This window comes from Candidatus Chlorobium masyuteum, from assembly GCF_011601315.1.
Classification (GTDB): domain Bacteria; phylum Bacteroidota; class Chlorobiia; order Chlorobiales; family Chlorobiaceae; genus Chlorobium; species Chlorobium masyuteum.
This window is the reverse complement of record NZ_JAAORA010000008.1, coordinates 73,563-79,562: the sequence shown is the minus strand read 5'-3', so window position 1 is coordinate 79,562 and position 6,000 is coordinate 73,563. Positions and strand designations below refer to the sequence as shown.

9 protein-coding genes and 2 pseudogenes are annotated in these 6,000 nt (G+C 40.8%); 7 read left to right on the top strand and 4 right to left on the bottom strand.

The window, feature by feature from the left end; genetic code table 11:
- The first annotated feature begins 291 nt into the window (after positions 1-291).
- The 4 genes from G9409_RS11120 (at position 292) to G9409_RS11105 (ending at position 3,175) form a co-directional block, all read left to right on the top strand.
- Positions 292-540, top strand: coding sequence for a tyrosine-type recombinase/integrase (locus G9409_RS11120; RefSeq protein ID WP_208019723.1), 249 nt, complete (start codon positions 292-294; stop codon positions 538-540).
- A 116-nt stretch (positions 541-656) separates the two neighbouring features.
- Positions 657-1,412 (top strand): hypothetical protein, encoded by a 756-nt coding sequence (locus tag G9409_RS11115; protein ID WP_166808824.1) that lies wholly within the window; start codon positions 657-659, stop codon positions 1,410-1,412.
- 543 nt (positions 1,413-1,955) lie between these two features.
- On the top strand, positions 1,956-2,099 hold the full coding sequence (locus tag G9409_RS11110; RefSeq protein ID WP_166808823.1) for a hypothetical protein: 144 nt from the start codon (positions 1,956-1,958) through the stop codon (positions 2,097-2,099).
- 74 nt (positions 2,100-2,173) lie between these two features.
- Positions 2,174-3,175, top strand: coding sequence for a hypothetical protein (locus tag G9409_RS11105; protein ID WP_166808822.1), 1,002 nt, complete (start codon positions 2,174-2,176; stop codon positions 3,173-3,175).
- Positions 3,176-3,319: 144 nt separating this feature from the next.
- On the opposite strand, the pseudogene G9409_RS12055 reads toward G9409_RS11105, so the two are convergent.
- A pseudogene (locus G9409_RS12055) lies at positions 3,320-3,454 on the bottom strand (transposase); the annotation flags it as partial.
- A gap of 162 nt (positions 3,455-3,616) precedes the next feature.
- Here G9409_RS12055 and G9409_RS11095 point away from each other — a divergent pair.
- A pseudogene (locus G9409_RS11095) lies at positions 3,617-3,829 on the top strand (transposase); the annotation flags it as partial.
- Between the two features lie 163 nt (positions 3,830-3,992).
- Here the strand turns inward: G9409_RS11095 and G9409_RS11090 are convergent.
- The 3 genes from G9409_RS11090 to G9409_RS11080 form a co-directional block, all read right to left on the bottom strand.
- Positions 3,993-4,286, bottom strand: coding sequence for an addiction module antidote protein (locus tag G9409_RS11090; protein WP_166808820.1), 294 nt, complete (start codon positions 4,284-4,286; stop codon positions 3,993-3,995).
- Positions 4,283-4,588 (bottom strand): type II toxin-antitoxin system RelE/ParE family toxin, encoded by a 306-nt coding sequence (locus G9409_RS11085; protein ID WP_166808819.1) that lies wholly within the window; start codon positions 4,586-4,588, stop codon positions 4,283-4,285. The genes G9409_RS11090 and G9409_RS11085 overlap by 4 nt, the downstream gene beginning before the upstream one ends.
- A gap of 190 nt (positions 4,589-4,778) precedes the next feature.
- Positions 4,779-5,033 (bottom strand): helix-turn-helix domain-containing protein, encoded by a 255-nt coding sequence (locus tag G9409_RS11080; RefSeq protein ID WP_235923325.1) that lies wholly within the window; start codon positions 5,031-5,033, stop codon positions 4,779-4,781.
- Positions 5,034-5,235: 202 nt separating this feature from the next.
- Here G9409_RS11080 and G9409_RS12230 point away from each other — a divergent pair, with 202 nt between their 5' ends.
- Both G9409_RS12230 and G9409_RS11070 read left to right on the top strand, forming a co-directional pair.
- A complete protein-coding gene (locus G9409_RS12230; protein WP_166808818.1) occupies positions 5,236-5,529 on the top strand; it encodes a type II toxin-antitoxin system HigB family toxin in 294 nt (97 codons plus the stop codon).
- A 9-nt stretch (positions 5,530-5,538) separates the two neighbouring features.
- The gene (locus tag G9409_RS11070) at positions 5,539-5,895 is read left to right on the top strand and encodes a helix-turn-helix domain-containing protein (RefSeq protein WP_166808817.1); all 357 of its coding nucleotides are present in this window, start codon (positions 5,539-5,541) and stop codon (positions 5,893-5,895) included.
- Positions 5,896-6,000 lie beyond the last annotated feature (105 nt).

Genomic DNA, 6,000 nt, shown 5'->3' with positions numbered 1-6,000 from the left:
GAAAAGTTTGTGCATTGGAATAAGGGATATGTTCCGAAAGGCTGGATAATGGGAGCCGGATGAGCTGAGAGGTTCACGTCCGGTTCTGCAAGAGGCTGGAGGTGAAACTCCTCCGGCCTACTCACCCCGAGTACCCCATAAGGGGCGGAAACAGGGAAGGCGGTTCATCTCCCGGTTCCCGTGCAGGAGACTTTCGTATATGCCAGGTGAAACGGATCGTGATTCGGTGCTCACTTGAGCCTGCAAGAGCAGGAGCTTGAGATAAATAGTTTTGAAATATAACTGTATTATATGATTTTAACAGTTGGCACCAGCTTGCAAAAAGTGTTAAAACATGCACTCGATCATGCAAAAATCAAAAAACCAGTAACGCGTCATTGGTTACGGCACTCCTATGCAACACATTTACTGGAAGCAGGAACTGATCTACGATACATACAAGAGCTATTAGGGCATAAGAGCAGTAAGGCGACGGAAATCTATACTCACGTATGCGAACAGAATTTACTGAAAATTTCCAGTCCGTTTGACAATTTGTAAAAATATTATGCACCTCGAAGGTGTATAAAGCATGCCTGAATAGCTGGCTATATGCACCTTTGAGTGTGATACGGTGCATATATAAAGGAGTTAGCACCAATACTAAAAATAAATATATGAACTACGAAAATAGAATAACTGTTTTTATTGACATCCTCGGATTTAAAGAGATAATCCGGAAGACATGTGACAACAATGGTAATGATTTGTCAGAAAAAGTGGACTTATTAAATGAAAGTCTTCTGATGATTAGGGATTATTTGGATATTGACAAACCTGATGAACATTTTTCGAAATCAAAAAAAATTACTCAGTTTTCTGATAGTATAGTTATTTCATTTGAAGAAACCGAAACAAGTGAAATATATTATACCCTTTCTGATATTCTTGGATTATTAGTTAATTTAACAAGAAGAGGAATAATATGTAGAGGAGGTATTGCATATGGCAAACTTATTCATACTGATAAAATTCTTTTTGGACCCGCAATGGTTACAGCTTATGAAACAGAAAGTAAAGCAGCATTATATCCTCGTGTTATTCTCGATATTTCAATTATTGAACTTGCGGCAAAACATCATGCAAAACATCATACGCCCAAAGATGAACTTAACGCAATAAAAGATATTGTTTCTGTCGACGGTGATGGAATGCTGTATGTTGATTATATTACTAAGGCTGAAAGTGAACTTGATGACCCTGAACTAGATTTTCCTGAGTATATTAATAAACTAAAAGAGATTATTGAAACAGGATTAAAAGAGGCAAAAGCACCAGATATTAAAATTAAATATTCTTGGATGAAAACAAAATTTAATGATTATATCAGTGAATTGAAAAAAGACAACTATACTGAAATAAAAACAAAGTAAAGGTGCTAACAAGCGGTCTGCCCCCAGCGGGTTGGCGGGCTTCGGCGGATAGCAAGTTGCTGATGGAAACGTCAGTGCTCCGTTGAAAGGTCACCGAAAACCCGCCGTTGGCAACCGCCAGCGTTATGGGCAAGGCTAACAGACCGACAGTGCTATCAAAATACAAACGACAAAATGGGAAATACTTGGGGACGTTTCGAAAGCGCCGATGAAAACCGGCAAAGAGTAAAGAATGCAAGAGTCTTACATGAAAGGTATAGCTAGCCATCATGGCCCCGAGTCATGCCTCGACGTGCAGCAATGCCGTGGGGAAGCGTTGACAGAGGAAAGCGCAGGCGCTGTAATGAGTTCCGAAATCACCCTAATCCGTAGGCATACCTTATTGAACGAAAGGGAAAGCAACACTGACCGTACTGTTATGGCGAGGTATGGTTGGCTACGGCGGAATCGAAGACCAGCAGCATGTGTGGAAGCTTTTTACGCGGGAATCGGGAGACCCGGCAAGCTCCCTGGCCCAAGGCAAAAGGCAGGAGGGTAGTATCAATGAAGGAGAGAACCCGAAGAATTGATGCAGAAGCGAACCGGGAGTCGGGCGGTGTAATAGTACCCGAGAAGCAGCCGAACAGAGAAGCCCCTGTTTTGACGGCGGAGAGGCTCTATTGTCGATTTCAGACTCAAAGCAATTAGATGTTATAACAATTTACATTCTTTAATATTTTACTGAATTACATTTCATTTGTTAATATTAATGATTTGGCACTATGAAAAGTGAAAAAGACAAAATAAGTTTATGGATAAAAAAGAATGCATTGCCATTATCCTTATCACTTATTATAATAGGAGGGTATTTTGTTTATCAGTCTAATGAATATTCAGTTTCGTCGAGAACAATTTCATCTGTTTTTAATGGCAAAATAACTGAATCAATAATTTATCAATTAAATAAAACAAAGCCTTTTTTAGATATATTCGCTAATGTTTGCTTAACCTTAGGAATTGCCTTATTTATTTCAGCTTTTTTTATTCGTTATATTGAAGAAGATGAACGGAAACAACTTGAAGAAAAGCTTAGTAAATTTCAGGAAGATACTGCAAAAGATGCAATTCTGTCTGTTTTCAAAACTATAATAGACATGAATTTCTTTAGTATTATCCAGAAAGATTTGCTCAATGCCAAGTCTATTAGAAAAAATGCTAATTGGCAATACGACATTTCTGAGATAGAAGATAGTGGTACAGTCAAGTTATTATTAAAAAGAACAGTAAGTTATGAATTTCACAATATTTCACAAAGTCAGGTTGAAGAAAGTATAAGATTTCGTAGCAATAATAATGAACATTGTAAAACAGATATTATAAGTGCTAAAGTTAGACATCCTTCAGGTAATGAAGAAAATATTGAACTAATTGATGATAAAGATGCTGACGGTAATGGTGATGGAAAAAAATTTATATATTTACACAAAAATATCTGTATAGATCCTGAAAAATCTATTGAAGTTGTTTTAGTATTTACTCAACTCTTTAGCCATGGTTATATATATGAAACACATTCATCAAGACATCCAATAATAAATCTTATGATAACTGTAAATATACCAAAAAACTATAATTTTGAACTATTTCACACATTTTCAAGTAAAGCTAGATTGAAAATTGATGAGCCGGATAAAAGAGTATATGTTGTTAATGGGGCAATATTTAAGGGTCAGGGGGTAGAGTTTACATGCTATAATAAACATAAGGGCATTTCGAAAAATTGATTTTTGATAAGCGCTTGACCTCATTAGAAAGTCATTCCGTAATCTACCCAAAAACCGTCCAAGTTTTTTGCGGAAATTTTCTTCAAGGGTTTTGATGTTTCGCGTCTTAAATTCCATCAATTCATACTTTCCCTTGTGCCAAAACTTTTCAATGCGATTGAGTTCAGGATAATAGGTTGGCAGGAAATAGAGCCTCAGTTCCTTTTGAGCCAGCACCTTCAGCATCGGTTGAACTGCTTTCCCTTTGTGGAATGACGCATTGTCCTGAATGACAGTCATAGGCTTGCCCGCATAGTTCATTAAAAGACCAAGAAATCCGGTAAACAACAGTGGGCGGCTTCGCCCCTTAGGGGACGTTGTTCAATAAAAGAAGAAGTCCATATTAATTTCTTACATTGCTCACAGTACAGGTTCAGTCAGCAAAATATCTGAGGAGCTGAAATGCCGAGAGGAGCGAGACTTGATGCGCCGGGAACATTGCATCATGTTATTATCCGGGGGATAGAGAGGGGTGCTATTTTTACCGATGATGAGGATCGGAAAGAGTATTTACGTCGTATGGGTACTCTTGCGAAGGGTTCCGGTACAGCGATCTATGCCTATGCGCTGATGACGAACCATCTGCATATCCTGCTAAAAAGCGGTGAGAGCGGGCCGCTTTGCTACTAGGGGACGTCGTTTAATAAGAGAAGAAGTTTGTGTTAATTTCTTTCATTGTTCACACTACAGATTCAGTCAGCATAATAGGTGAGGAGCTGAAATAGCAGGGTGATGAACGGATTCCGGGGATTGGTCTTTCCATTACAGAATCAGCACATCACACGCTGTGCTCAGAAACAACAGTCAGTTTAACGCCAAGGGCATGCAGGACAGCCTTGATGGTTTCAAAACGAGGGTGAGCGCCGATCCGTAAGGCTTTGTAGAGGCTTTCCCTGCCTAATCCAGATTCTTTAGCTATTTGAGATATTCCTCGAGCTTTTGCAACATCTCCAATAGCAGCGATAAACACATCAGGATTGGGGTCTTCAGCGGCCACTGTAAGGTATTCTGCTATTACCTGGTCATTATTGAGATAATCCGCCACATCGAAGGGCGCATAAGTGGTTTTCATCGGTTGCTTTCTTTGAGTTCCCGAGCCATTTTTTTTGCACGGGCAATGTCTTTTTTCTGTGTTGATTTATCGCCTCCAGCCAGAAGGAAGTAAACCGTTTGTCCTGTTCGAGTGTAATAGACTCGATAACCTGCTCCAACGTGGATTTTCATCTCTGAAACCCCTTCGCCAACAGGTTCACACTCCCCGAAATTCCCGAAAACCGCACTTTGAAGCCGGGCTAAAATTCTGGCTTTCGCAGTTTGATCAGTCAGATCAGATAACCAGGAATCAAAACCGGATGCACGGATGAATGTGTTCATAACTACATAATGTATCCAAACGAATACTGTTGCGCAACTTTTTTATGGCCGAATCTTGTCATCTGTGCCTACGCGCTGATGACGAACCATCTGCACCTCCGTGAAATTCTCGATTAACTCAACAAACGCAGCCCCGGTCTGATTTACGGTGAGCTTTGTGTTGGCGGCTCTAACCATCAATAAGGATAAGTCAGGCAATAGCTGACAGCCCTTTCTGTTTTATTAGAGAGAGGAGCTTGAGTGTCGGGCCTGCCTGTTTTTTGAGTCCGCGTTCCCATTGGCTGACTGAATCTTTGCTCACATTCATGTACAGGGCGAAAACCGTCTGGCTCACCTCCTCACGCTCACGCAAGGCTTTAATCTCTGTTGCACTGAACTCATGTATCGGTGTAATAATGGGAGAAACTTTTTTCTTCCATCCTTCTGGCGCATGTGAAGCTGCCATGAAGCTTTGGAAATCCTGCTGAAACGGGTGTTCAGGCATTCAGTGGATCTCAGTGACGCCGTTCTGTAAATAAAATAACTATGGCTTCGCCCTAAGGGGTGAGTATACCGGGGGTCGTCTACAGCTCTGACGGCGATCTTGCCTGTTGTTCCCGATCGGGGAACTTTGTATATTTCAGGTGAAACCATAATCAAATGAGAAATTGAGAGTCATTTCGCGAAAAACTCTGGTTCAGTTCTGGACGAAACATAGAGATGCTGAACAACCGCTCAAGGCTTGGTTCAGGGAGGCTGGTCAAGCTCATTGGAGTTCACCAAATGAACTGAAACAGCAATTTCCATCAGCAAGCATTCTCAGCAGCAACCGGGTTGTCTTCAACATCAAAGGCAATACATACCGGTTGATTGCAATGATTAACTTTGATTACGGTCAGGTATTCATCCGGTTTGTGGGAACGCATGCCGAATATGATAAAATTGATGCAACAATGATTTAGGAGAATGTCATGCAAATCAAACCGATAAAGACAGAACAAGACTATCAGCAGGCGCTCAAACGCCTTGAGGAGATATTTGATGCAAAAACGGATACAAAGGATGGAGACGAGCTTGAAATCCTCGGAATTCTGATTGAAAACTACGAAGAAGAGTACTTTCCCATTGATAGTCCTGATCCCATTGCTGCCATTGAATTTCGAATGGATCAAATGGGGATGGACCAACAGGATTTGACAAGGATTATCGGATCGAAAAGCCGGACAAGTGACCTGTTAAACCGGAAGCGCCCGTTATCGATCCGTCAGATTCGGCTTCTGCACAAGGAACTGCACATACCCGCTGATGTATTGCTGAAGGTCTATTGAGATTTTTCCAGGGGGCTTCGCCCCTAGAGGGGACTTGGGGACGTTGTTTAATAAGAGAAGAAGTTAGTGTATATTCATTATATTGCTCACAGCAAAGGATTAGTC